Consider the following 23,758-nt stretch of genomic DNA (forward strand, 5'->3'; position numbering starts at 1 on the left):
AACGACAACAATATTTCATGCGGGTGTAGTTTAATGGTAAAACCTCAGCCTTCCAAGCTGATGACGAGAGTTCGATTCTCTTCACCCGCTTCATATCTCTCTGCCGAGTGGCGGAGAGATTTTTTGTATGCGAAAATATATAGAGGAGGTGAACGGAATGGACCCGTACACATTAAAACAACAAATCTTAGCGTATGCCGAAACCATCGGGATTGATGAGTTGAAAGTGACGACAGCTGATCCGTTCATCGTCATGAAACATCGACTTATTCGGCAACAAGAGAAAGGGTTTGCCTCTGGGTTTGAAGAGCCCGACTTAGAGAAGCGTACGAACCCAGAACTCTTACTTGAAGAAGCCCAGTCGATCATTGCAATCGCCATCGCCTATCCAAGTAAATTAAAAGATGCGCCCCGTAGTGTCGCCGGCGAGAGACGAGGGTTGTTTGCTCGGGCCTCATGGGGACTCGATTACCATCGGGCGGTCGGCGATCGATTGGCCAAACTTCAAGCGTATATCGAAGAATTGGTTCCAAACGTGCGGACGCGTTCGATGGTCGATACGGGTGAACTCGTGGACCGTGCCGTCGCAGAACGAGCTGGGATTGGATTTAGTGGGAAAAACTGTTCCATCATCTCTCCTGAGAAAGGGTCCTATCTTTATTTGGGCGAAATGATTTTAGATGTTTACTTACCACCGGATGAAGCGATTGAAGACGGATGTGGAGATTGCAATAAGTGTATGACAGCTTGTCCGACGACGGCCCTTGTTGAGCCGGGTGTCCTCGATGCGAAGCGCTGTATCGCCTATCTCACACAGATGAAGACGTTGATGCCACGAGAGTTTCGGTCGAAGCTTGGGGGGCGATTATATGGATGCGACACGTGTCAGCAAGTCTGTCCATATAACCGCAAAAAGGACTGGCGTCACCACGAAGAACTGTTACCGGAAGCTGAGATCGTCAAACCGCTCTTAGAGCCTCTTCTGACATTGAGCAACCGGGAGTTCAAACAAAAGTTCGGACATTTATCGGGCGCATGGCGCGGGAAGAAACCGATTCAACGAAATGCGATTTTAGCACTCGCGCACTACCGTGAGCCTTCAGCGATTCCAATCTTACGGGAATTCATCAAACAGGATGAACGCGAAGACATGCGCGCGACGGCTGTTTGGGCAATCGGTGCGATTCTTGGACCTGAGGCCGATTCGATATTTGAAGAGATTGAACGGAATGAAACGTCTGACATGGTTCATGAAGAGATTCGTATCTATCGAGAGGAGTGGGCACATGAAGATCGTGTCGTCTAAGTGGGGACCGCTAATGTACGAGATAAATGGATCAGGTAAGTTGACCGAATTGGAGTTCACAACACATGAACCGACAGAGGAAGCACCTGAGTGGTTGCGAGATCTCATGACACGAGTCGAGAAGACAGGATTTCAAGAAGCAGATCGTGCCTATGTCGAAATGAACGGAACACCGTTTCAACAGGAGGTTTGGGATGCGCTCTTGACCATTCCATATGGCGAGACACGCACATATAAACAAATTGCCGAACAAATCGGTCGACCAAAGGCCGTTCGCGCCGTCGGACAGGCGCTCAATCGAAATCCATTGCCGATTCTGTTTCCGTGTCATCGTGTCATTGGAAGTAGTGGAAAGCTTATCGGTTTTGCGGGAGGGTTGTCTGAGAAACAACGCCTTCTAGAATTTGAAATGAAAAAGTGAGGGAAATCAACCATGGCGATTCATGTCGTAATGTTTCAACCAGAAATACCAGCAAATACAGGGAACGTCTCACGTACGTGTGCGGCGACGAATTCGGTCCTTCATTTGATTCGTCCGCTCGGATTCTCGACGGATGATAAGATGTTAAAGCGTGCCGGTCTCGACTATTGGCAATTCGTCGATGTACGCTATCATGACTCGTTAGAAGAGCTGTGGGAGAAGCATCCGGATGGTCAGTTCTTTTATATTACGAAGTACGGGGAACAATACCCGAGTGATTTAGACGTTTCAGATGTAGACGGTGACTACTTCTTCGTCTTTGGTCGTGAGACGAAAGGGTTGCCGATGGAAGTCATCGAGAACAATTTGGATCGCTGCATCCGCCTACCACAATCGAACCTCGTTCGTTCATTGAACGTATCGAATACAGCAGCCATCATCGTATATGAGGCGCTTCGCCAACAGGGATATGCAGGATTGAAATAAAAAAGAGCCGGATTCGTAAGAATCCCGGCTCTTATTCGTTACCCTCAGGTTTACGGTTATATCCAGCTGTCAAAATCGCTGCGAGGAAGACGACGCTGATTCCAACCATCAATAATAGGCCCATCCAAAAATCCCCCTTTTATTCTCCATAACTATAAATAGTATAATATACTTGGTAGGTGAATTGCACTGAATATAAGAAATTACTGTGAAATTGGAGAAGGAACATGAAAACGAATGTGTACTTACTGAGCTATGCCCCACTCATCGGAATTATTTTGTTTTCGATGTCACTTGCGATTGCGACCTCCGAGTACGTAATCCAATGGCTGAATCAAATTGGCGTATATAGTGAAATTATCGAACTGTTATCCGTGCAAGAGACGAAAGTGCTCGTGCTCGTCGTATTCTTTACGATTTTCTTTATGTTGTTTAGCGCATTCAAATTGGTAGCCGATACGTTCAATCAACTCGGTTTCGCTTTTTTTGCGCGAGAGACAAATGGCACGTCGCTTCATCGGCTCAAACCTGGTGCCATCATCTTTCTCATCGGGTCCGGAATCAGCTTTCTCTTTTTGAACACTTTGCTCGCCGTTATCGCCGTGCTCGTTGGCACGCTCTTGATGTATCTCTTTTACTATGTCTGGCAAGTAAGCCAATCGATGTCCGTCCCACGTGCCATCGGCTTATTACTTATGCAGGCCGTCATGTGGGCGACGTTGGTCAGCGGGTTAGGTTGGTCGGTCCTTCGCTTGTTTAACTCTGTCGGAGATATCATCTTATGAAGCATTCTTTTGGACCAACCTCTGATGTGATCGAAGCGTGGTGTCTATCATTTGTCCCGGAGGAAACCTTGTATTGGATTGATTCTTCATTTCTTGAGGATATACCGAGTTCCTGTCTCGTGATTCCGAGGCAGGAGTTTTTCAATCATCCGCTTTACCGCAGACCTGATATCACGAATCCATATGTGACGTGGCAGATGGGTCAGGACGTGACCCATGTCGTCCATGCGTTCTCTAGCTTTTTGAAGGAGTTACAGGAGCACGTCAAAACACGTTTAATGGAATTTCAAGTGACGACCCATCGTGGTCTTGTTTTGCCGCTATCGGTCGAGCAGATGAAACATCTATCGAATGAAGCCATTGTAGAGAAGGACGGCACCCATCTCATCGTCTTGCATTCGAAAAATTGGAATGAACTCGACATCGAGATGCGTCATTCTCTTCTGCTCGACTATGCGAAGGAGTGGGATCGTTGGGAAGGGGAACCCGGTGATGACTCGATTGCCTCGCATCTTGCGGACTATGCAAATCGGTTTCCCATCCAGGATGGAAGTAACTGTCTCGCAGCGACGTTGTTTGCGGTCACAGGAAACGAACAAATCGTTCACCGATGGGTTCATCCAGAGACGTTCCTTCAGACATTAAAGCGAAGTAGGTACGAAACTGTGAAGGATGATACACTAAGGCCGAATGACGTCCTGACGTTTTGGAGCGACCAAGGGCAACTGGTCCATGCGAGTTACTGTGTGCGACAAGGACTATATTTCAATAAACATGGTCAAGTCCGTTTCAATCCATGGAAACTAATCAATCACGACGAGTTAATGGAGCATTGGGGAGCATATCGACTTCAAATCGAACGTCGATTATAAAGCAAAAGGAGTCAGTCCACTTTTCAGTGGCTGACTCCTTTTATTGATGTGCCTGTGTCCAGACAATCGCCGGATACGCACGGTTGGCGAGTTCCGGGAATGGGCGAGGCGTATCGGCACCGAGCCAGATGGCGGTGATGGTGCGATCGGTCAGTCCGACATACCACATATCTTTGTTGTCGTTCGTTGTTCCGGTCTTTCCTCCGAGATACTCAAACTCACGTTTCAGCTGATTCGCATAGCGACCTGTGCCGTATGAGGTGACGGTCGATAACGCCTTCTTCATTTCGCTGATGGTTTCCGGAGACCAGACTATCTCTTCCGTTAAGATCGGGGTCAACGTTGGTTCACCGGACTTGAATGTGATTTGTTTGATTGTATGTCCGGATGTATACTCGCCTTTATTTAAGAACGGGGTATAGGCGGCGGCCAGTTCTTTTGGGGAGACGCCTTGTGTGAGACCACCAAGCGCACTCGCTAAGTTCTCGTCCTGTTCATCCCATTGACTGAACATCATGTCTGCCGTCTTGTACGCGCGTTCCTGATCGATTGCTGAGAAGGCGGCGAGGGCAGGGGTGTTATACGAGAAAGCGACCGCATCTTTCAATAAGACATCGCCTAACACACGGTCGTGACTATTTCCGGGACAATAAGAACCGTAACAAGTCGGACGGCCGTCGAGTACCGTGTCTAGTGTCGCTCCCGTCTCTTCGATGAATGGGGCGAACACGAGAATCGGTTTGATGGCGGAACCAGGTTGGCGGTACGCCTGGGTCGCTCGGTTGAACTCACCGACCTGCGTCATCTCAGAGTCGACCATGGCCACAATTCTCCCTTGAGGTGTGAGTTCCGTATAGCCACCGTTCACACCGGGAGGAAGTTGACTCATCACTTGTTTTGCTTGTTTCTGCTTCCCGGTTGATAAGTAAGTCTCGATTGTCGCTTCATGCGTGGACAAATAATCTCTCGCCTCGGCATCATCTAAGTCGTAGCGTGACCGTACCAATTGAATCGCTTCGCGGACGGCTGTATCCATGTAGTCCGGGTATTGAATCGTTTGACTGCGAAACGACGCTTGTAGCTTGACGCCATGATACTGATCGTAGGCACTCTTCGAGAGAACACCCGCTTCAAACAGTTGCGTCAAGATTCGGTCCTTTCGCTCGAAAAAGGCGTCGGATGGATTGAGCGGATCATAAAGTGACGGGTTATTCGGCACCGTCAACAAGTAAGCGAGTTGATTCCAATTCAAGTCGTCGAGCGGTCTTGAAAAGTATGTATCGGCTGCCGATTGAATGCCATATACATTATGTCCAAAAAAAATAACGTTGCTGTAAGCTGTTAAAATTTCTTTCTTGCTATAATTTTTTTCTAGTGCTCGAGCAAGCAATAACTCTTTCACTTTTCGTTCATATGTCCGTTCATGTGTGAGATACACGTTCCGTGCCAACTGTTGCGTGATTGTACTCCCACCTTGGACAGATGTCTCGTTCGCGTTATTGATAAATGCTCGGGCAATCCCGCTCAAATCATAACCGGGATGGGCATTGAATTTACGGTCCTCGATGGTCGTGATCGCATCTTGAATATGTTCGGGTAACGCTTTCGGAGACACGTCATTTCTGCGGCCAGCCAAGTAGATCTGCTGTTCTCCACCGTTGTATGCGAGTGTGATGGCATGCTTTGACGAGAGTGGTTGTGCCGATACCAGCTCTTGTCCCCAAGATAGAATTTCATCTGCCTGGTCAATCTCTTCTTTCAATGCAGTGGCAAGTGACAAGGAAGCGGCCAAAAGTCCAGCAAAAAATAAGGTTCCAATCCAAGCTCTCATCTATTTCACCTCTCTCTATACATTATATCGTCCAATTTACAAAAAAATAAAAATGTAAACGTTATCATATAATAATTCGAGAAGGAATACTTTAGGAAAGGGCGAAAAAGGGTAAAAGAGGTTGTATATCACGATTTTGAGGAGGCTTATTATTTATGAAGCAAGAAATGGTTGCGATGCTCCTTGCAGGAGGAGAAGGAAAACGATTGGGGCCTCTCACGCGAAAGACGGCGAAACCGGCCGTGAATTTCGGTGGAAAGTACCGCATTATCGATTTCCCATTGTCAAACTGCACGAACTCGGGAATTACAACAGTCGGGGTATTAACGCAATATGAGCCACTTGAATTGAATCGTTACTTAGGAATCGGGACGGCATGGGATTTAGATCGTCGCAACGGGGGGTTAGCCATTCTCCCACCTTACCAAGCACAGTCGGGGAAAAACTGGTACGAGGGGACGGCCAATGCAATCTATCGTAACTTGAGCTATATCGATGATTACGATCCAGATTATGTGTTGATTCTTTCGGGAGACCACATCTATAAAATGGACTACGAGAAAATGCTCGAAGCCCATAAAGAAAAACAAGCCGATGTGACCATCTCTGTCATGGAAGTGCCGTGGGACGAAGCGCCGCGTTTCGGAATTTTGAACACAGCGGATGACCTCCGCATCAATGAGTTCGAAGAAAAACCAGAAGAACCGAAGAGCAACTTGGCTTCGATGGGGATTTACATCTTCAACTGGAGCGTCTTGCGCGAACATTTGATTAAAGATGCTGAAGACGAAACGTCTAGCTTTGACTTCGGGAAGAATATCATTCCGAACACGCTTCTTCAAGGACTCGACGTCTTCGCTTATAAATTCAAAGGCTATTGGAAAGACGTCGGTACGATCCAGTCTCTTTGGGAAGCGAATATGGACCTCTTGGAAGAAGAGCCTCCATTCGATTTATATGACCCGGAGTGGAAAATCTATTCGGTCAACCCGAACCAGACTCCTCAGTATATTGGAAAAGACGCTTGTGTCGAACAGTCTGTGATTAACGAAGGGTGTCATATCGAAGGCGAAGTCCAACATTCAGTGCTATTTTACGATGTCCGTGTTGGAGAAGGTTCACTCGTTAAAGACTCGGTGATCATGCCAGGAGCTAGAATCGGGAAGGATGTAACAATTCACAGAGCCATTGTCGCTAGCTGTGCAGTCATTGAAGACGGCGCGACAGTAGGTGAGCCGGGTGGTGAAATCGTTGTTATTGAACCACACGAAAACATTGAAAGTGGAACCGTCTTCAAACAAAGAGTTTGATACGAGTAAAGAGACACGCAAGGAGGCGTTACTGTTGACGAACGATTTATTAGGGGTCATTAACTTAGGAACGGAACAAGGTCTGTTTCCGGAATTTACTGGACATCGTAATCTGGCATCAGTCCCATTCTCAGGACGCTATCGCCTGATAGACTTCACCTTGACGAATATGATCACACAAAATATTAATCAAGTCGGGATCTTTACGTTAGATAAGTATCGCTCATTGATGGATCATCTCGGTTCAGGGAAAGAGTGGGATTTGGACCGTTCGCAAGGAGGTCTCCACATCTTCCCACCAGCGTTGAAACCGGACGGGGAAGCGTATCTTGGCGACTTGGCCAACTTCTCGATGCACCGTGAACACTTCATTCGCAGCAAGCAGCCGTATGTGGTCATCACAGGTTCGAACGTTTTGACGACAATCGATTATACCGACATGCTCGCACATCACAAATCAATGGGCGCGGACATCACGCTTGCCTATACGACGCATGAACAGAAATGTGGTTACTGCCGTCCGATTCGCCTTGGGGAGAATGACCGCGTCGTCGGCATCTCTGAGCGAGGCTTCTCACCGGATGATGAGTACACATATACGGAAACGATCATTATGTCGAAGAATCTCTTTATGCGCCTCGTTGATGAAGCGACCTCTAAAGGCGAATATGACTTGTTGGACGGTGTCATTCGTCCTCAGCTCCATCGTTTACACGTGCACGGGTACCATTATGTCGGAAAAATGCAGGTCATTCATTCGGTACTTTCTTACTATAATGAAAGCATGCGATTACTTCGTGGCGAAGGCATCATTTATGACTTCCCTCATATTTATACGAAAATCAAACATGAGCCACCGACTCGCTATTTGAAAGGATCAAAAGTTAACGAGGCGCTCGTGGCAAATGGGTGTAAGATTCATGGCGAGGTGCAAAATAGCATTCTCTTCCGTGGTGTTGAAGTCAGTAAGCACGCACGTGTAAAAAACTCAATCATCTCATCGAAATCGATTATTGAAGAAGGGGCTGTCGTTGAAAATGCGATTTTGGATAAAGAAGTCGTTGTAAAACGAGGACAGGTCATCCGAGGCACAATCGACGAACCGATTGTCATCGCAAAACGAACAGTGGTGTGAGGAGGATTTTATGAAAATTTGGTATGTTGCTTCAGAAGCGGCACCGTTCATGAAAACGGGGGGGCTGGCCGATGTTGTCGGTTCGCTCCCTCAAGCGGTGGCGGGCCTAGGAGAAGAAGTCAGTGTTGTCATGCCGAAATATGGCTCAATCGCTGAAGAGTATGTGGACGAGATGGAGTATTTATTCGACCTGATTGTTCCGGTCGGGTGGCGCAAACAGTTCGGGGCAGTCTTGAAGTTAGAGCGGGACGGCATCACGTATTACTTCATCGACAACGAGTATTACTTTAAACGTGACGGTGTCTTATATGGACACTTTGATGATGCTGAACGATTCGCCTTCTTCTCTCGCGCTGTACTCGAAATGATTGGGAAGATGGAAGACGTGCCCGATGTCCTGCATTGTCATGACTGGCAGACAGGTATTTTACCGGCCTTCTTACGAATCCATTATCAACATATTGAAGCGTATCAACGCATTCGCACCGTGTATACCATCCATAACCTACAATACCAGGGGATTTTCCCAGAAGAGATTCTTGGAGAATTGCTACAGTTCGGTCCTGAACATTTCACGGCTGAAGGAATTCAACATAACGGTCTCGTCAATTACATGAAAGCCGGCATCGTCCATTCCGATCAAATCACGACCGTCAGCCCGTCGTATCGCGACGAAATCATGGAACCCTATTACGGTGAAGGGTTAGACGGGGCGTTGCGTCATCGCGCGGTCGACGTACGTGGTATTTTGAACGGAATTGATTTGGCGACAAACGATCCGAATACGGACCAACGGATTGCAGAGACGTATAATCTCGACACCTACAAAGAAGGAAAAGTTGTCAACAAGCGGGCATTACAAGAGCGACTTGGTCTTGAAGTGCGAGACGATGTCATGCTCATCGGTTTTGTCAGCCGACTCGTTGACCAAAAGGGGCTCGATTTAATCAACGGTGTCCGTGAAGAACTTGGACGGCTCCCTTGCCAGTTCGCGTTCCTCGGTTCGGGACAACCGGAATATGAAGGAATCGTTCACGAGATGACAGCCGCTCACCCGGGGAAAGTCGGGTCATATATCGGTTTTGACATCGAACTCGCACACTTGATTTACGCGGGATCGGATGCCTTTTTAATGCCGTCACGTTTTGAGCCTTGTGGTCTCAGTCAATTGATCTCCATGCGATATGGCACCTTGCCGATCGTACGTGAGACAGGTGGACTCCGGGATACCGTGAAGCCGTACAACGAGTTCACGCAAGAAGGGACCGGTTTTGGATTCATGAACTACAATGCTCATGAGATGTTGGCGACGATTGAAAAAGCGATTCGTGTCTTCTATGAAAAAGAAAACTGGCATGCCCTCGTCCATCAAGCGATGACCGCGGACTATAGCTGGAAACAATCCGCCAAGCAATATCGTGAGTTATATCATTTATTCGCATGAGTGGAAGGAGCTAACTTGATTTATGTTCACAGATAAACAAAGCTTTGTCGACGCATTTAAAGAACGGTTCATTGCATTGAACGGGAAGTCGATCGAGGATGGGACAGAGCAGGAAGTGTATCAAACATTGGCAACGATGGTACGCGAGCAGGCCATGCCCAAATGGATTCACACGCGCGACCGTCAAGAAGAAAAACACAGTAAGCAAGTCATCTATTTCTCGCTAGAATTTTTATTAGGTCGCTTCTTATACAACAACTTGCTCAGTTTAGACGTATTGGAGCTCGTTAGAGACGGACTGCAAGATCTCGGATACGACTTCACAGACATTACCGAGTTGGAACCAGAGCCGGGTCTTGGGAATGGGGGGCTCGGGCGCCTGGCCGCCTGCTTCCTCGATTCGTTGGCTGCACTCAGTTTACCTGGGCATGGAAATGGGATTCGCTATCGTTATGGACTCTTCAAACAGAAAATTGTAGACGGCTATCAAGTCGAGCTGCCGGATAACTGGCTCCGTGACGGGAACATGTGGGAAACGAGACGTCAGGATAAAGCGGTCGAGATTAATTTCGGTGGCTGGATTGAGATGAAACAAATCGGAGATCGATTGCGTGTCGTCCATCATCCAGACGAGGTTGTTCTTGCCGTTCCGTATGATATGCCGATTATCGGTTATCAAAACGATGTCGTGAATACGTTACGTCTTTGGAACGCCGAATCACCACTTGACGACGAGGCGTATTTAGAGAAGACGAAAGGGACGTATAAAGACTTGTTGAAACATAAACAGTCGATTGCTACCATTTCGGAATTCTTGTATCCAGATGATACGACGTATGAAGGAAAAGTATTACGTTTGAAACAACAATACTTTTTTGTATCTGCAGGCATTCAATCGATGCTTGCTTCCTATTTGAAGCGAAATAAATCACTTAAGCAGTTAGGCGACCATTACGCGATTCATATCAATGATACGCATCCGGTCGTCGCAATTCCTGAATTGATGCGCATCTTGATGGATGAGCATGGATACGGTTGGGACGAGGCGTGGCGGATTACGAAGAGCGTCATGTCGTTCACGAACCATACGCTACTCGCAGAAGCGCTTGAGAAATGGCCGGTCGAGATGTACCAACGCCTCCTGCCGCGCGTGTATCAAATCATCGAAGAAATCAATCGACGTTTCTGTCGAGACGTACTCGTCAACTATCCGCACCTCGAATCCCATATGGGAGAGATTGCAATTGTGTCAAACGAACAGATCAATATGGCCAATCTCGCTGTCGTCGGTTCTCATTCAACGAACGGCGTAGCGCAAATTCATACGGATATTTTAAAACAGCGCGAGATGCGTTACTTATATGAGATGTTCCCGCTTCGCTTCAACAACAAGACGAACGGGATCACACACCGTCGCTGGCTCTTGAAGTCGAACCCGCGACTATCTGACGCCATTACGGAAGCAATCGGTCCGTCATGGGTGGAACATCCGAACGACTTGGAGAAGTTGATGGATGTCTCGAAAGATCGGAGTTTCCAAGAAAAAGTCATGGACGTGAAGCAACAAAACAAATTGGACTTGGCGGCATACATTCAAGAAGAAACGGGAGAGACAGTGGACCCGCACTCGATCTTTGATGTACAAGTCAAACGCTTGCATGCCTATAAACGACAATTGCTGAATGCCCTTCACATCCATGCGCTTTATTTGAAGATTCAAGCAGACCCGACGTTTACGATGGTGCCTCGCACGTTTATCTTTGGCGCCAAGGCGGCACCGGGATACTACTATGCGAAAGAGATCATTCGCTATATCAATGCCCTTGCCACGCTCATCAATAAGGACAAGCGGGCGAGTCAATTCATTAAAGTCATCTTCCTTGAAAACTATCGTGTCTCCATGGCCGAACGGATTTTCCCAGGGTCTGACTTGAGCGAACAAATCTCGACTGCGAGCTATGAAGCATCCGGTACCGGAAACATGAAGTTCATGATGAACGGAGCCTTGACGATTGGAACGTTAGACGGGGCCAATATCGAAATTCGTGACGCCGTCGGTGATGATCACATCTTTATCTTTGGATTATCTCCGCAAGAAGTCATGAACTATAAGAAGTTCGGAGGCTATCATGCGGCAGAGATGTATCACGCACATCAGGAAATCAAAGATGTCATCGATGGTCTTGTCAACGGAACGTTCGATAAAGTGGGCGAATATCAATTTCAATCCATCTTCGATTCTCTCCTCGTCTATAACGATGACTTCCTCGTCTTGAAAGACTTTGTCTCGTATATGCGGGCACAGCGACGAGTCGATGAGGTGTTCAGTGACCAATCACGTTGGGCTGAAAGCTCGATCGTCAATACGGCGAAGTCAGGAATCTTCTCGAGTGACCGTACCATCACGGAATACGCAAACGCGGTCTGGAATATCAAACCGACGAGCGTAAAATAAAAAGGATCCACCCTTAGGGGTGGACCTCGTTTTCTGGATAGCTGATCCAATCGGAATAGGATCCCGCATAGAGTCGGACATCATCTTTTCCGAGAGCGTGAAGCGCCAAAATATTGACGCAGGCGGTCACACCGCTACCACAGTAAAAGATGGGGTTCTCAACGGGAAGAACATCTTTATACAGTTCTTTTAAGTCGTGGAAGTCTTCTAACGTCCCGAGTTCTGTGATGGCCTCGGCATAGGAGCAGAGCAATGCGTTCGGAATATGACCTGCTTTTGAGTCGATTGGTTCATGTGACCCGTTGAAGCGATCTTCGGTTCGTGAATCATAGAGCGAGCCGCTCGCAGCAGCTTTCACTTCATCGAGTGTCGCAATCATATGGTCTTGGAAGTCTGGCGTATAGTCGCTTGTCGGATAGTGTGGAACGTCCGTCGTGGTCTCACCGCAATAAGTGATGCCAGATTGGATACCGCCTTCTAACACAACGACCCGTTCGTGACCGGCCCATTTGAAGAGCCACCATGCACGGGCTGCGAATGGGAAGCCGTCATCGTAAATGATGACCAAATCTTCTTTTTTCAAGCCGATGCGACGAAGTGTTGCCGTCCATGCTTCTTTCGAAGGGAGCGGATGACGTCCGCCATGTTCGCCGAGCGGACCGGACAAGTCTTCCATCAAATCGAGAAAGACAGCGTTCGGAAGATGTCCCTTTCGGTAGACATATTTACCATAGGACGCGTCGTTTAGCGAATATCGGCAATCGATGAAACGAATCGAGTTCGTATGCACGATTTGTTTTAACTCTTGGGCACGCATTGTTGGAAACATTAATATCACCTCGAGGTTTCGTTACTCTCATCGTATACAAGATGGAAGCAATTGGCGAGTACTTCGATTGAATTTTTTGAGGGTGAAAGGGGAATGAATCATGACATGGCAACAAACGTATGACCGTTGGAATCAATTCGAAGGGCTCGAGCCGCATTTACGTGCGGAACTTGAAGAACTCGCAAAAAATGAAACCACATTAGAAGATGCATTTTATAAGACGCTCGAGTTTGGAACAGGCGGGATGCGTGGAGAAATCGGACCAGGTGCGAACCGGATGAACGTCTATACGATTCGAAAAGCGTCACAAGGATTTGCTGATTTTATCTCAGCATCAGGGGAAGAGGCGAAACGTCACGGCGTCGTCATCGCCCATGACTCACGTCATTTTTCGCCTGAGTTTGCATTAGAAGCGGCGCGGACATTGGCGTCAAACGGAATCAAGACGTATTTGTTCCCAAGTTTGCGAGCCACACCTGAACTGTCGTTTGCCGTTCGTCATTTAAATGCGTTCGGTGGCATCGTGATCACGGCGAGCCACAACCCACCGGAATATAACGGATTCAAGGTATATGGGGCAGACGGAGGACAGCTTCCACCAGCGGAAGCGGATGAACTCGTTACGTACGTCAATGCGATTGAAGACGAGCTGAAAATTGAGATTGAAGATGAAGCGGCGCTCCGACAAACGGGGCTACTCCTCACAGTTGACTCATCAGTCGATGAAGCCTATATGGAGGCGCTCCAGTCGATTCGGATTCATCATGACGTACAGGACAACCCGCTTCGGATTGTCTATTCACCACTCCACGGGACGGGACGCCGTCCGGTTATGGAAGGATTGAAGGCGTACGGATTTGAGCACGTGACAATTGTAGAGGAGCAGGCAGAGCCAGATGGTGCGTTCCCGACTGTCAGTTATCCGAACCCGGAAGAAAAGGCTGCATTTAAATTAGCAATGGAATACGGGGACCGTGTCGATGCTGATTTACTTATGGCGACGGACCCGGATGCGGACCGTGTCGGCTTGACCGTGCGCGGACGGGACGGGGAATGGTTCGTCTTGACTGGGAACCAGACAGGCGCGCTCCTAATGGAATACATCCTCTCACAAAAGAGTGAGACAGGTACGTTGCCGTCTAATGGATTTGTCGCTAAGACGATCGTCACGTCTGAACTCGGTGCTGCGATTGCAAAAGCGTACGGCGTACATCTCGAAAACACGTTGACTGGATTCAAGTTCATCGGTGAGAAGATCAAACAATATGAAGAATCAGGCGAATATGAATTCCTCTTTGGGTATGAAGAAAGCTACGGCTATTTGATTGGAGACTTCTGTCGTGATAAAGATGCCGTTCAGGCTTGTTTACTCGCAGCCGAGATGGCAGCTTATCATAAACAGCACGGTCGGACGCTTTATGATGCGTTACAGTCGATTTACGAGAAGTATGGATTCTACGAAGAGTCCTTGCAGTCGATGACGTTAAAAGGAAAAGCTGGTCTCGAGCAAATCGGACGGATGATGGAAGCGTTCCGCGCCAATCCGCCAAAAGAAGTCGGTGGATATGAAGTCGTTCGTTTTGAAGACTATAAGAAACAAGTGGCGACCGACTTACAGTCCGGTAAATCGGAAACGATTGAATTGCCATCATCAAACGTCTTGAAATTCGTCTTTGCGGACGGTTCGTGGTTCTGTCTTCGTCCATCTGGAACCGAGCCGAAAATCAAGTTTTATTTCAGTGTGCATGCGGATCGTGCCGAGAAGACGACCGCCAAACGTGAAGCGATTGAAGCGGATGTTATGACACAAGCGAAAGCGATTGATTGATAAGGGACATCACTCTAGAAATAGGGTGATGTTTTTTGTTTGACATGAAGACATTGCGCCAGTATGATGAGGATATTGTTTAAAACCGTGTAATCATATAAGGATTATAGGAAAGGCGGAATTATTATGAAAAAGACATTAACGAGCGTACTCGCAATCGGAGCTTCAGTCGGGCTTCTCGCAGCATGCGGTAACGAAACTGACAGTGGAGCGGACGAAGCGGTCATCACGGTCGGAACAGAAGCGACATACCCACCATTCACGTACAAAGAAAAAGGTGAATTGACTGGATATGACATCGACGTCTTGAACGAAGCGGCAGAACGTGCCGGTTATAAAGTGGAATACGAAGCAATGGACTTCAAAGGACTTGTCCCGGCACTCGACGCTGAACGCATCGACATGATTGCCAACCAAATGAGCATCACAAAGGAACGTAAAGAGAACTATGCATTCTCTGACCCGTACGCGGTGTCAGGAGCTCAAGTCATCGTTGGTTCAGACAACAATGATATCCAAGGGATCGACGATCTTGACGGAAAAGTAGTCGGATCGACACAAGGTTCTGCTTATGCACAAATGGCTGAAGAAGCTGGCGCTGAAGTGAAATTCTACAAAGGTGCGAACCAAGTCCTTCAAGACCTCGAAGTCGGTCGTTTGGACGCGGCCCTCAACGACCGTCTCTTCATCTTGACGGAACTTGAAAAAACAGGTTATGACGTCAAAGCAGTCGGTGATATCTTCAACACAAGTGAAGCTGGATTCATGACACGTCAAGATAGCGACGTGCTTGATAAGTTGAACGACGCGCTCACAGAGATGAAAGAAGACGGCACGATGAAAGAAATCGGTGAGAAGTACTTCGGTGAGGATATCAGTCAATGAATGAACTGATCACGACCGTCATAGAGAACCGCTCGGCCTATCTTGAAGCCATCCAGCTCACGTTGATCGCCAGTGCCCTGTCGATTCTTCTCGCCTTGGCTCTCGGTCTGATCATCGCTTTACTTCATAGTAGTCCGATTAAAATCGTACGGTTGTTCACACGGACGTACATTTCGTTCTTCCGTGGAACACCGCTCTTACTTCAATTGTTGATCTTATATGTCGGGCTCACCGGGTTCGTTCAACTCAGTGGGATGCAGTCGCTCATCTTTGGATTAGGCTTCCACTTCGCAGCCTATATCTCAGAAGCGTTCCGAGCAGCCATCAACTCGGTCGACAAAGGACAAGTGGAGGCAAGTGTCGCACTCGGCATTCCGAAGATGAAACGTTTCAAAGACATCATTTTCCCACAGGCACTCTCACGTGCCATCCCCCCTGTCTCGAATTCGGTCATCGACATCATTAAGTCGACATCCCTCGGGACGGTCATCGCGGTACAGGAGTTGACGTATGTGTCTGACCAGATTGCGGCCACGACGTATTTGGTCATGCCGTTGCTCTTGTTCTCGGCGTCGATCTACTGGATTTTATCGACCTTGATCCAAGCCGGTCAACACAAACTCGAACAGCGTTACGCGATTCGATAAGAAAAACCTCGATTCAGACGAATCGAGGTTTTTTGTATGCCTTAACGGATGACTTGTTCTGTCTCTCCGTCGAAGAAGTGTGCTTTTGTCATATCGAGTGCGAGTTCGACATCGTCACCCATGTGGATGTTCGAGCGACCGTCAACGCGGGCTGTGAACTGTTGTCCACCGAGTTCAGCGTAGAGGTAAGACTCAGAACCCATGAGCTCAGCGACATCGATGTGCGCTTTGAACGTGTGTGTCGTTGGTGAGTCGATGTAGATTGGCTCATCGTGGATTGATTCCGGACGAATTCCGAGGACGAGCTCTTTTCCGACATAGCCACGATCACGAAGCGTCTTCATTTTTCCTTCTGGTACGTTGACTTCTTCACCGTTCGTGATGAATTTGCCTTCTGCGAGTGTACCGCGGAAGAAGTTCATCGATGGTGAACCGATGAAGCCGGCGACGAAGATGTTATCTGGATGATCATATACTTCTTTCGGCGAACCGACTTGTTGAATGATTCCGTCTTTCAAGATGACGATCCGTGTAGCGAGTGTCATCGCTTCCGTTTGGTCATGGGTAACGTAAATCGTCGTTGTATCCAAGCGGTTGTGGAGTTGAATGATCTCTTTACGCATTTGTACACGGAGTTTCGCATCCAAGTTTGAGAGTGGCTCATCCATCAAGAAGACTTTTGCGTCACGGACAATCGCACGACCAATGGCAACACGCTGACGTTGTCCACCTGAGAGCGCTTTTGGTTTACGCTCGAGGTATTCTTCCAAACCGAGAATGCGGGCAGCGTCTTTTACGCGACGATCGATCTCGTCTTTCGGGAACTTACGGAGCTTCAACCCGAACGCCATGTTGTCGTAGACGCTCATATGCGGATAAAGTGCGTAGTTTTGGAAGACCATGGCGATATCACGATCTTTAGGAGCGACATCGTTCATTCGTTTCCCGTCAATGATAAAGTCACCGTTTGAAATCTCTTCAAGTCCTGCGATCATACGAAGTGTCGTCGATTTTCCGCAACCAGACGGTCCGACGAAGACGATGAACTCACGGTCTTTGATGTGTAAGTTGAAATCGCTGACGGCCTTTACGCCACCATCGTAAATTTTATCAATGTGCTCTAAACGAATTTCTGCCATGTCGTTAGCCTCCTAAAGAATCTATGTGTATATAATAGCGCTTACAAGAATGATTATATGATGAAACCGCTTGCATTGAATATGGACAAGTTGCACAAAAACCGTTAATCGGATTTGTGCAACATGACCATGAGTTGAAGGAGGCTAGCGTCATAGAACGTTCGAGCATCGTAACCGGTCGTCTCAAACAGGCGATCGAGCCGATAATTTAGCGTGTTTCGATGCATGAACAGTGCTTTGGCGGTATGGGAGACATTTAACGAGTGACGAAACAACGCCTCTAATAGTTCGATCGTCGATAAATCGAGCATTTGCATCAGCGGCGCAGTGAGGTGCATCCGCTCTTTTGAGTCCTGTTGTAGTAAATAATGGTATAATAATTGACTAGCAGGGTAAGTTTTAGTAGACATATGTGCGTATGGCATGAGCAATTGATGTTGACGATACACATGGGCAAGCGAACCTTGTGGACGTTCGCTATAGACAGCATGTGCCTCGATGAAACAGTCACTCGCGATGGCCCGCAATACGTCCTCAAACTCCTGAAGATCGACGAATGGGCTTTGCTCAATTAGCTCGATATGTCTTGTCGACATCAAGATGACCTTGGCATGCGGCATAAAGTCACGGACGATATTGACGAAGGATTCGAACGATTCTTCTTCTGCTTCTTGGAGAGAAAGAGAGATGAGCCGAAACGGTTGCTCAAAACGAAACGTCTCATCTTGAAGTGTTGCTTGCCATTTTCGTTGATGGGGGTCTGATTGAAGGATTGGCGTCGCCCACATCGCCAACAGCTTTTGTTCGCGTTCGCTCAATTCGAACGCGGGGAGTCCGAATAGGATACCATCTTGCGTCTCGAACCAATCAAGGTCACCAGATGCATCTTCCGACCGATGGACAGCAGTCGGAAAAATCGATTTAATACGATCAAACGTATTCAATACTATCACCTCAACAACAATGTATCATATTTCAGATCGGAGGCTTGCAGTTTGGACGGGTTATTAAAGATTTTACTCATGATATTGATTGGGGCGACCATCGGGGGCGTGACCAACTTTCTCGCCATCAAGATGTTGTTCCGACCACATGAACCGAAATACATCGGTTCATTCCGGATTCCTTTTACACCAGGACTCATTCCGAAACGTCGAGATGAACTGGCATCTAGTCTAGGGAAGACGGTCGTCAAACACTTATTGACACCAGAGGGTATGCGGAAGCGATTGCTAGATGACCAAGTGACGACGCATATTACGCACTTTGCGCAACAAGAGGTTCAGACGATGTTACGCTCGGATAAGACGGTTCGAGAGTTGTTGGAACCTCTCTATCCGAACGCAGAGGCACGATTCCTCACGTTAGCAGATGACAAATTACGTGACGAGTTATCGAGCGTCATGGCTGAAGTGAAAGAACGGAAGCTGTTTGAATTACTTGGAGAAGAAGGGATGGACCGTGTACGAGTAGTCATTCCTGAAGTCGTTGAGGCGCTTCTCGTCAAATCAGAAGAATATTTCTATTCTCCGGAAGGTGAGGCGCAACTTCGTCACATGGTTGACTCATTCGTCCAGCGTCGTCTCGGGTTTATCGCAGGATTCATTCAAAATATGAACTTTGTCGAGATGGTTCGACCAGAAATCGTCAACATCTTACGTGGTCAATCGACCCGTGACGGAATGACGACGATGATTACGCGAGAATTTGAGCGATTCAGTGAGAAGACGGTCGATACGTTAATCGATGACCGACTCGAAGCAAGACTCATCGATGGCATCACAGATCAAATCGTATCTCGTTTGCCGATTGGACAATTATTGGATCGTCCGGTCTCGTCGTATACACAGTCCGTCGAATCCCGCGTTGTCGACGAACTTGTTCCTCAAGGTGTCACGCTTGTCATTGAGCGCTTCACGAACCAAATGGAGACGATCATGGACCGATTAAAGATTGATAAGATTGTGCAAGAGCAGGTCCAATCACTCGACACGTCGTACCTTGAAGAGATCGTCTTATCGATTTCGAAACGAGAGTTTCGGGCAATAACATGGCTTGGTGCGCTGTTAGGTGGTATGATTGGGTTGATTCAAGGGTTGATTGCCATCTTGTGATGGCTCTATGCCCTAATAGCATTTAGGAGGACGTTACATGTCACAAACAAACTTGTACGACCAAGCTTACCAATTGGAGAAAGCACTTCGCGATTCTGAAGAGTTCACAACACTCTCTTCTTTATACGATCGTGTCAATGCGGATGCGGAAGCGAACCAGTTGTTCGCTGACTTCCGTAACATCCAAATGACGCTTCAACAAAAGCAGATGCAAGGAGAGGAAATCTCTGAGCAGGAAATGATGGATGCGCAAACGAAAATGATGAACGTTCAACAGAACGAATTGATCATGGAGCTCATGCAAGAAGAGCAACGCATGCACCAACTCGTTACAGAAGTGACGAAAATCATCATGAAACCACTCGAGGAGCTTTATGCCCCGATGGTGAACGAAAACGAAGTTCAATAACAAATGATGTGCGGATGGCTTTAGAGCCATCCGTTTTTTTGTTGATGAGATTGTCACACGCTTTAAGTAAGCGCTTACATAAAGTGGGTTATAATGAAATTGTGACAATAGCGAAAGGGTGAATCAGCATGATCACGGTGATAATCCTTTTAGGGATGATTTTCTTTTTCATAGCAGGATGGTTACGGGCGGACTTAGTGGCATTGATTGGACTCGTTTGCCTCGTGCTCACACAACAATTGACCCCAGGTGAGGCGATGGCTGGTTTCTCCAATCCGGTCGTCTTGATGATTGCTGGACTGTTCGTGGTCGGAGCGGGATTGTTTCATTCTGGTCTGGCGGAACGGTTGGCTTCTTTGCTTGTTCCATACGCGGGAGGGAATGCGACGCGTTTATTCTATCTGTTTATGTTGACGGTGACGCTCTTGTCGAGTGTCATGTCCAATACGGGGACCGTCGCTTTGCTCATTCCTGTTGTGATGGTAATGGCACGAAAAATCCAACAATCTACGGATTCTTATCTCATGCCACTCGCCTTTTTTTCAAGCATCGGTGGAACGATGACACTGATTGGGACACCTCCCAATCTCGTTGCGGCAGAAGCACTCCGCGGCCTCGTGGATGAACCGCTCGGATTCTTTTCATTGTTTCCAATTGGTCTGGTCGTGATGGTGATTGGATTGATCTATTTCCGTCTAATCGGGAATCGCTTACTCCATCAAGAAGGGGCGAAACAGTGGTTGAAGACGGAGATAAGTGAGCCATTGCGTCCAAACGTCTATGTGATGTCGATTGCAAAGAGTCATCCGTTAATTGGGAAACAGTTACGTGACCTTTCATGGTCTCATGAAGGGGTTATAGTCTTGAAGGAACGAGTTCATGGACGGCACCATCATGAGACGGCTCATGCGGACACCGTACTACGTGCGGGGGAATTACTTGTCAGCGGTGAGGAACGGCACGTTCGGAACTTTTCTGAAAAAGAACAGATACCATTTGAACCGATTGAGGCCACCCGTGTAGATGATCAAACCGGAGGGGTTCTCCTGTTCACGGTCCCAGGGGTGAGTCGATTAATCGGGAAGCGTATCGGTGAGAGTCAGTTACGTAATCAATTTCATGTCAATGTCTTAAAAGTCATCCGACCACAAGAAGAGATTGCACACGTGCGATTGACAGACACCCCGTTGAAGCAAGGAGACATGTTGATGGTACAGGGGACATGGGATGATTTAGAGCGGATGGAACGAGAGACACATGACCTGTTATCAAATGAACGGGTGACCGAGGTAGCCAATCGAGTCGTATCGGGGCGTCATCAGCTTGCAGCAGGCATCATCATGCTCATGTTGTTGCTCATGTTCATATTCGAATGGGTCGATCCGACCGTTGCCGTATGGATGGCTGCGCTAGCGATGGTGTTGAGTGGGGCCGTCCGACAGATGGACGTCGCCTATCAATCTATTCAATGGTCCTCGCTCGTCTTGATTGCGGCCATGATCCCGGTAGGAACGGCGCTTGAAAAGGCGGGAATCATGGGATGGGTCGTTGAATGGATTGAAAGGACGTTTGCCGACTTTGGTCCTATATGGGTACTCGTCGTCTTATTCGTCTCGACCATGCTCCTTAGTCAAATCATCTCGAATACAGCGACCGCTATTTTGTTTGTCCCCTTAGCGATTGCACTCGCCGAATCGATGACTGTCAGTCCGGTTCCATTCGTCGTTGCGGTCGCCATCTCGGCATCACTCGCTTTTATGACCCCGTTCGGATCTCCGACAAATGCGATGGTCTTTAGTATCGGCAACTATCGGTTCATGGATTTTATCAAAGTCGGTGTGCCGTTACAACTCATCACGGGAATCGTAGGAATTTTGATGATTCTCATCCTCTTCCCATTTTGAATAGGAGGTTTGGGGACGAGTATCGAAAATAGACGTATCAGCAAATGAAAGGGCGGGCGATGATGAAAAAATGGATATTGGTTTTCTTCTGTCTCTTTCTTGTGGCATGTGGGAAAGAAGTGGGGACGGAACCAGAACCTGAGATGACGCAGAGCGGGAAGGTGGCCGAAGCGTATCTCGAGGAGCAACAGTACTCGATCGTTTCTTTTGAAGGAGAGCATACGAGTACTTTAACCTTAGAGGAACTGGCAGAGGATCGTGAACGGAACGTTTGGGGACTACAAACCGTATCACCGGATGAATACGTGGGTAAGACCATCTACTACGAAAACTTTACGGTGAAAGATCATCCGATTGGTGAGCAATCTCCCGCCGGTCAGACTGCTGTCTCGGTAATGATCGTGGATGGAAAGGTCATCGGCGGAACATCATTCCCCGTGACAGACGGATCAGGTTTAGGGAACGGGTATAGTTTGAGCGGAGAATCGCTTGAGGATATTCACCCCGATCTTCAAGAATGGCAGGATGCGTGGAATGAAAAATATGGTGAATGAAAAAGTAGACCAAGACAATCATTGTCCTGGTCTACTTTTGTTAAGATGCCGTCCCTTTCAATTTCCCCGGTAATTTGCAACGCTCGAAGTAGATGAGTTGCCCCCGTCGTACGATACGTGCCCCTTTATGCTCATGTCCAGCAGCACGAAGCATGTCGAGTCCTTGTTGTTTGGCCGACTGATCGTCGTTCGCTTCGAACATTTCATTCAATACGAGCGTGCCATCATTTTCAAATCCTGTCACCGTGTATGTTTCCATCCACACGACCCCCTTTTCTTCATTTTAATGAATGGTCATTCATTCTTCAAGAGAAGGTTTTGTCAGTTCGTCGAATGTCAGCTGTCGTGTCGATTCAGTTCGGGGAATCAAATCGGATACGGTCAATCCGATCAAACGGACGGGCTCGATGACGTTCATCTCGTCGAAAAGACGTCTGGCAAGTCGTCTAATCTCATCATGGTCATGCGTCGGGTGGTTTAATTTGATTTGATGACTCCGAGCCTGAAACTCGCTCGTCTTTATTTTGATGGTGACCGTTTGACAGCTCAAGTCGCGGCGATCGAGTTGACGCAATACGTCCTCCATCTCTGGGATGACCCGTTCGAACACTTCTTCCGGGTCATCGATATCAAATGCAAACGTCGTTTCTGACCCAATCGACTTACGCTCTCGCGTGGCCACGACAGGACGCGTATCACGTCCGTGTGCCAGTTCATATAGTTGTTGCCCACGATCATGTCCAAAAATGGCTTTCAGTTGCTCAGGACGAGTTTGTTGAAGGTCACCGATCGTATGATAACCACTTTTATAAAGCGTTTGGGCGGTCACTTTTCCGACTCCATGCATGGCTTCGATGGAGAGGGGAGCCAGAAAGGTTGCCACTTCATCGAGCGGAACGACCGTGAGTCCATTTGGTTTCTCAAATCCTGAAGCGATTTTCGCGACAAACTTTGACGGTGCGACTCCGGCAGATGCGGTGAGGCCGGTGCGACGCTTAATCTCGCCTAATATATACCGGGCGATAAAGGGTCCGGATGTACTCAATAACGAATTCTCCGTCACATCGAGGTAAGCCTCATCGAGCGAGAGTGGTTCGACGAGCGGTGTGACCGACTTAAAAATCTCCATCACTTGTGCGCTGACTTGTCGATAGGCCTGAAACCGTGGTTTGACAAACGTCGCATGGGGACACAAGGCAAAAGCGCGACGTGATGACATCGCGCTGTGTACGCCGTATTTCCTCGCCTCATAGGAACATGTCGCGACGACCCCGCGGCTGTGGGGAGGGCCTCCGACGATGACGGGCTTTCCTCGTAAGTTAGGACGGTCACGCTGTTCGACAGAGGCATAAAATGCGTCCATGTCCACATGAATGATGAGTCGTTCCATAACATCACCTTTCT

General features: G+C 47.9%; 22 protein-coding genes and 1 tRNA gene. 17 read left to right on the top strand and 6 right to left on the bottom strand.

Annotation, left to right across the window (positions count from 1 at the left end):
* Positions 1-19: 19 nt before the first annotated feature.
* The 6 genes from GVY43_RS14855 to GVY43_RS14880 all read left to right on the top strand — a co-directional run bounded on the left by GVY43_RS14855 (position 20) and on the right by GVY43_RS14880 (position 3,870).
* A tRNA-Gly gene (locus GVY43_RS14855) sits at positions 20-90 on the top strand.
* A gap of 67 nt (positions 91-157) precedes the next feature.
* Entirely contained in the window at positions 158-1,306 is a 1,149-nt protein-coding gene (gene queG, locus GVY43_RS14860) for a tRNA epoxyqueuosine(34) reductase QueG (protein ID WP_159563595.1), read from the top strand.
* On the top strand, positions 1,287-1,727 hold the full coding sequence (locus GVY43_RS14865; protein WP_159563596.1) for a methylated-DNA--[protein]-cysteine S-methyltransferase: 441 nt from the start codon (positions 1,287-1,289) through the stop codon (positions 1,725-1,727). Before queG ends, GVY43_RS14865 begins: the two co-directional genes overlap by 20 nt.
* Positions 1,728-1,739: 12 nt before the next feature.
* On the top strand, positions 1,740-2,213 hold the full coding sequence (gene trmL / locus GVY43_RS14870) for a tRNA (uridine(34)/cytosine(34)/5-carboxymethylaminomethyluridine(34)-2'-O)-methyltransferase TrmL (protein ID WP_015880908.1): 474 nt from the start codon (positions 1,740-1,742) through the stop codon (positions 2,211-2,213).
* A gap of 227 nt (positions 2,214-2,440) precedes the next feature.
* On the top strand, positions 2,441-2,998 hold the full coding sequence (locus GVY43_RS14875) for a DUF5366 family protein (protein WP_074037691.1): 558 nt from the start codon (positions 2,441-2,443) through the stop codon (positions 2,996-2,998).
* The gene (locus GVY43_RS14880; protein WP_159563597.1) at positions 2,995-3,870 is read left to right on the top strand and encodes a hypothetical protein; all 876 of its coding nucleotides are present in this window, start codon (positions 2,995-2,997) and stop codon (positions 3,868-3,870) included. Before GVY43_RS14875 ends, GVY43_RS14880 begins: the two co-directional genes overlap by 4 nt.
* Positions 3,871-3,910: 40 nt before the next feature.
* Here GVY43_RS14880 and GVY43_RS14885 read toward each other — a convergent pair whose 3' ends face one another.
* Positions 3,911-5,701: a transglycosylase domain-containing protein gene (locus GVY43_RS14885; protein WP_159563598.1), complete on the bottom strand. Its 1,791-nt coding sequence runs from the start codon at positions 5,699-5,701 to the stop codon at positions 3,911-3,913.
* A gap of 155 nt (positions 5,702-5,856) precedes the next feature.
* Between GVY43_RS14885 and GVY43_RS14890 the strand changes: the two genes are divergently transcribed.
* The 4 genes from GVY43_RS14890 to GVY43_RS14905 are packed head-to-tail and all read left to right on the top strand — an operon-like array spanning position 5,857 to position 12,045.
* Entirely contained in the window at positions 5,857-7,011 is a 1,155-nt protein-coding gene (locus tag GVY43_RS14890) for a glucose-1-phosphate adenylyltransferase (RefSeq protein ID WP_015880913.1), read from the top strand.
* On the top strand, positions 6,944-8,146 hold the full coding sequence (gene glgD, locus GVY43_RS14895) for a glucose-1-phosphate adenylyltransferase subunit GlgD (protein ID WP_236548973.1): 1,203 nt from the start codon (positions 6,944-6,946) through the stop codon (positions 8,144-8,146). The genes GVY43_RS14890 and glgD overlap by 68 nt, the downstream gene beginning before the upstream one ends.
* Before the next feature lie 10 nt (positions 8,147-8,156).
* Complete coding sequence (gene glgA, locus GVY43_RS14900; RefSeq protein ID WP_159563599.1) at positions 8,157-9,590, top strand: glycogen synthase GlgA; 1,434 nt, start codon at positions 8,157-8,159, stop codon at positions 9,588-9,590.
* Between the two features lie 22 nt (positions 9,591-9,612).
* Positions 9,613-12,045 (top strand): glycogen/starch/alpha-glucan phosphorylase, encoded by a 2,433-nt coding sequence (locus GVY43_RS14905; protein ID WP_159563600.1) that lies wholly within the window; start codon positions 9,613-9,615, stop codon positions 12,043-12,045.
* A gap of 13 nt (positions 12,046-12,058) precedes the next feature.
* Here the strand turns inward: GVY43_RS14905 and GVY43_RS14910 are convergent, their stop codons facing one another.
* On the bottom strand, positions 12,059-12,874 hold the full coding sequence (locus tag GVY43_RS14910) for a sulfurtransferase (RefSeq protein ID WP_159563601.1): 816 nt from the start codon (positions 12,872-12,874) through the stop codon (positions 12,059-12,061).
* 100 nt (positions 12,875-12,974) lie between these two features.
* On the opposite strand from GVY43_RS14910, the gene GVY43_RS14915 reads away from it, so the two are divergent.
* From GVY43_RS14915 to GVY43_RS14925, 3 genes are all read left to right on the top strand, one after another.
* Positions 12,975-14,702, top strand: coding sequence for a phospho-sugar mutase (locus GVY43_RS14915; RefSeq protein WP_159563602.1), 1,728 nt, complete (start codon positions 12,975-12,977; stop codon positions 14,700-14,702).
* A 126-nt stretch (positions 14,703-14,828) separates the two neighbouring features.
* Complete coding sequence (locus tag GVY43_RS14920; RefSeq protein WP_078146406.1) at positions 14,829-15,587, top strand: transporter substrate-binding domain-containing protein; 759 nt, start codon at positions 14,829-14,831, stop codon at positions 15,585-15,587.
* On the top strand, positions 15,584-16,234 hold the full coding sequence (locus tag GVY43_RS14925; protein ID WP_159563603.1) for an amino acid ABC transporter permease: 651 nt from the start codon (positions 15,584-15,586) through the stop codon (positions 16,232-16,234). Before GVY43_RS14920 ends, GVY43_RS14925 begins: the two co-directional genes overlap by 4 nt.
* Before the next feature lie 41 nt (positions 16,235-16,275).
* Here the strand turns inward: GVY43_RS14925 and GVY43_RS14930 are convergent, their stop codons facing one another.
* Positions 16,276-17,373 (bottom strand): ABC transporter ATP-binding protein, encoded by a 1,098-nt coding sequence (locus GVY43_RS14930; RefSeq protein ID WP_159563604.1) that lies wholly within the window; start codon positions 17,371-17,373, stop codon positions 16,276-16,278.
* Between the two features lie 104 nt (positions 17,374-17,477).
* Positions 17,478-18,326: a CdaR family transcriptional regulator gene (locus tag GVY43_RS14935; RefSeq protein WP_236548974.1), complete on the bottom strand. Its 849-nt coding sequence runs from the start codon at positions 18,324-18,326 to the stop codon at positions 17,478-17,480.
* Between the two features lie 42 nt (positions 18,327-18,368).
* Here GVY43_RS14935 and GVY43_RS14940 point away from each other — a divergent pair, with 42 nt between their 5' ends.
* The 4 genes from GVY43_RS14940 (at position 18,369) to GVY43_RS14955 (ending at position 22,354) form a co-directional block, all read left to right on the top strand.
* Positions 18,369-19,487 carry a DUF445 domain-containing protein gene (locus GVY43_RS14940; protein WP_159563606.1) on the top strand — a complete coding sequence of 373 codons (1,119 nt, stop codon included), beginning with the start codon at positions 18,369-18,371 and terminating at the stop codon, positions 19,485-19,487.
* A 37-nt stretch (positions 19,488-19,524) separates the two neighbouring features.
* The gene (locus GVY43_RS14945) at positions 19,525-19,896 is read left to right on the top strand and encodes a YlbF family regulator (protein WP_015880924.1); all 372 of its coding nucleotides are present in this window, start codon (positions 19,525-19,527) and stop codon (positions 19,894-19,896) included.
* 128 nt (positions 19,897-20,024) lie between these two features.
* Positions 20,025-21,800 (top strand): SLC13 family permease, encoded by a 1,776-nt coding sequence (locus GVY43_RS14950; protein WP_159563607.1) that lies wholly within the window; start codon positions 20,025-20,027, stop codon positions 21,798-21,800.
* A 62-nt stretch (positions 21,801-21,862) separates the two neighbouring features.
* Entirely contained in the window at positions 21,863-22,354 is a 492-nt protein-coding gene (locus tag GVY43_RS14955) for a hypothetical protein (RefSeq protein WP_159563608.1), read from the top strand.
* A 40-nt stretch (positions 22,355-22,394) separates the two neighbouring features.
* On the opposite strand, the gene GVY43_RS14960 is transcribed toward GVY43_RS14955, so the two are convergent.
* Both GVY43_RS14960 and dinB read right to left on the bottom strand, forming a co-directional pair.
* Positions 22,395-22,613: a YhzD family protein gene (locus tag GVY43_RS14960; protein WP_078146414.1), complete on the bottom strand. Its 219-nt coding sequence runs from the start codon at positions 22,611-22,613 to the stop codon at positions 22,395-22,397.
* Between the two features lie 39 nt (positions 22,614-22,652).
* Positions 22,653-23,744, bottom strand: coding sequence for a DNA polymerase IV (dinB, locus tag GVY43_RS14965; protein WP_159563609.1), 1,092 nt, complete (start codon positions 23,742-23,744; stop codon positions 22,653-22,655).
* Positions 23,745-23,758 lie beyond the last annotated feature (14 nt).

It is taken from the genome of Exiguobacterium sp. 8H (assembly GCF_902506255.1).
Classification (GTDB): domain Bacteria; phylum Bacillota; class Bacilli; order Exiguobacteriales; family Exiguobacteriaceae; genus Exiguobacterium; species Exiguobacterium profundum.